The 2,229-nt window shown below is 58.8% G+C and carries 2 protein-coding genes; one reads left to right on the forward strand and one right to left on the reverse strand.

Annotation, left to right across the window (positions count from 1 at the left end):
* Nucleotides 1-285: 285 nt before the first annotated feature.
* Complete coding sequence (locus QZ302_RS09835) at nt 286-495, reverse strand: hypothetical protein (RefSeq protein ID WP_294594915.1); 210 nt, start codon at nt 493-495, stop codon at nt 286-288.
* A gap of 67 nt (nt 496-562) precedes the next feature.
* On the opposite strand from QZ302_RS09835, the gene rlmN reads away from it, so the two are divergent.
* Entirely contained in the window at nt 563-1,612 is a 1,050-nt protein-coding gene (gene rlmN, locus QZ302_RS09840) for a 23S rRNA (adenine(2503)-C(2))-methyltransferase RlmN (protein ID WP_294594917.1), read from the forward strand.
* The last annotated feature ends 617 nt before the right edge of the window (nt 1,613-2,229 follow it).

Raw genomic sequence — 2,229 nt, forward strand, 5'->3', positions numbered from 1 at the left:
TCGAACCGCAGGATTCAGCTCAAAAGTAGGGTAGAGGCTGGCAGTAAAACGCCCTGTGGGCGCGTTTATTCCGAGAGGCAACGCAACGGAAAACCGTGGGCGCGGTTGCTTGCGTTGTTGGAATCCAGACCTTGCGAACCGAAGGCTAAGAACATACCATTGGTGCTGTTGATTGAAGACGACCAGTTGTAACCGCTGGCTCCGAGGTTCCACAACGCTCCCGAATCTGCGTTGCGGAAGCCCGGAGGAGCCGCTGCCCTAAATTACCCCGCAGTACCTCCTCTTTTATTCCGAGAGGCACCGCAACTGAAGACCGTTGGCACGACCGTTTGGATAGCCTGGCTGAACCGCGTTCATTACGAAACGTAAATAGCAGCCGTATGAGTCGACCACCAAGCTTGACCAGCTGTAACCATTGTTGCCGATGCCGCCCGGTACGCCTGTATTGCTGCTGCGGAAGCCCGGGGCGGGGAAAATGGGAATTGTGCGAGACACGGAGGGATGGCGAAGTATAGGGAGATGAGGGGAGAGGTAATTTCAAAAAGAAAAGAACGATAAATCGATGGAGAATGAATTGAAAACAGAAGAGTGGTTGGTGGGGAAATCGCTGCAAGAGCTGAAACGGGTGGCGGAGGAGGTCGGGCTGAAGTCGTTTGCGGGAAGGCAGATGGCGGATTGGATCTACAAAAAACGGGTGGCGGAGGTCGACGAAATGACCAATCTCTCGCTCGAGGCTCGCAGAAGGCTGCGGGAGGGAGGAATCGTGGCCGGAAGGATCGATCCGTGCGAGGTGCAGGTCTCGGTGGATGGAACCAAAAAGTATCTCTTCCAGACTCGACGAGGGGGGTATATCGAGGCGGTTTATATTCCGGACGGGGATCGGGCGACGTTGTGCGTCTCGTCGCAGGCGGGATGTCGCATGGGGTGTCGGTTCTGTATGACGGGAAGGCAGGGGTTCGGGCATCACTTGACGGCGGGCGAAATCGTCAATCAGGTGCTGGCGATTCCGGAGGCGGAACGGTTGACCAATATCGTCTTTATGGGGATGGGGGAGCCGATGGATAATATCGAGGAGGTGTTGCGGGCGGTGGAGATTCTGACGGCGGAGTGGGGGTTGGGGTGGAGCCCGACGAGGATTACGGTGTCGACGGTGGGGGTGATTCCGGCGATGGAGCGGTTGTTACGAGAAACGAAGGTGCATCTGGCGGTCAGTCTGCACGACCCGTTCCGGGAGGAGCGCCGGGAGCTGATGCCGGTGGAGAACCGCTATGGGATCGAACAGGTGGTCGAGGCATTGCGGAAACAGGATTTTGCGCATCAGCGACGGCTGAGTTTCGAATACATCGTCTTTAAGGGAGTGAATGATTCGAAAAGGCATGTCGAGGGGTTGGTGCGGCTGTTGAAGGGGTTGGCGTGTCGGATCAATCTGATTCGTTTTCATGCGATTCCGGAGAGTCCGCTGCGGGGGGTGTCGCCGGAGGAGATGAAGCGGATGAACGGGGCGCTGAACGCGGCGGGGATTCTCACGACGACGAGGGGGTCGAGGGGGGAGGATATTCTGGCGGCGTGCGGACTCCTCTCTACGCTGGCGCAGGAGGAGGGGAGCAAATAACGCGGAGAAGGGTGCGGGCTTCGGAGCGCGGCTCTGCGAGTTGTTGGGGTAGAGGCTGCCAGTGGAAATGCGCGAGCATTTCCCGTCCACGGGACGTGGGGCCCGCTTGGCCGACGCGTTCGCGTCATGGCGCGCGGCCGTTATTACTTTCCTGTTGCTCGCGTGCCACGCCTGAAGAAGCGATTCAATCATTTCGGCGGTGAGCCGAAATAGAATGAATCGCGCAAGGCGCGCGAACAAACTCGTTCTTGCGCGAAAAATCTGTCGCCCGCCCGCGTAAAGAGGGCATATTCTGCCGGTTTGCGCTCGGCCAATCCGGCAAGAATTGCCTCGGGCGACGTTTAGGAGTAGATACGCTTATCTTTCGAGTGCCGAGCGGCACCGGCGGAGCGGTAGCGGAGCCGCAGTGAGGCGGACACGGGGCGGAGAACTGGGCTGGGCTTTGGGCTGCGACTGTTCTTCGGGCACGAAAACCGTAATCGGTTTTCGTGCCGCGCTGGGCCGAGCATGAGGCTTGGCTTTGGGCTGTGTGTCAGGCTGAACTTGTTGGCCGAGCTCCTCGACCCTTTGGGGTCGTTTTAGGCCCCGCCGGCTTCGACCACTTGAACTGAGAGCGA

It is taken from the genome of uncultured Rikenella sp. (genome assembly GCF_910579375.1).
Lineage (GTDB): Bacteria > Bacteroidota > Bacteroidia > Bacteroidales > Rikenellaceae > Rikenella.

Bases quoted from the DNA above. Each gene is read 5' to 3' on its own strand.
- rlmN (WP_294594917.1), top strand. From the start codon at position 563: ATGGAGAATGAATTGAAAACAGAAGAGTGGTTGGTGGGGAAATCGCTG.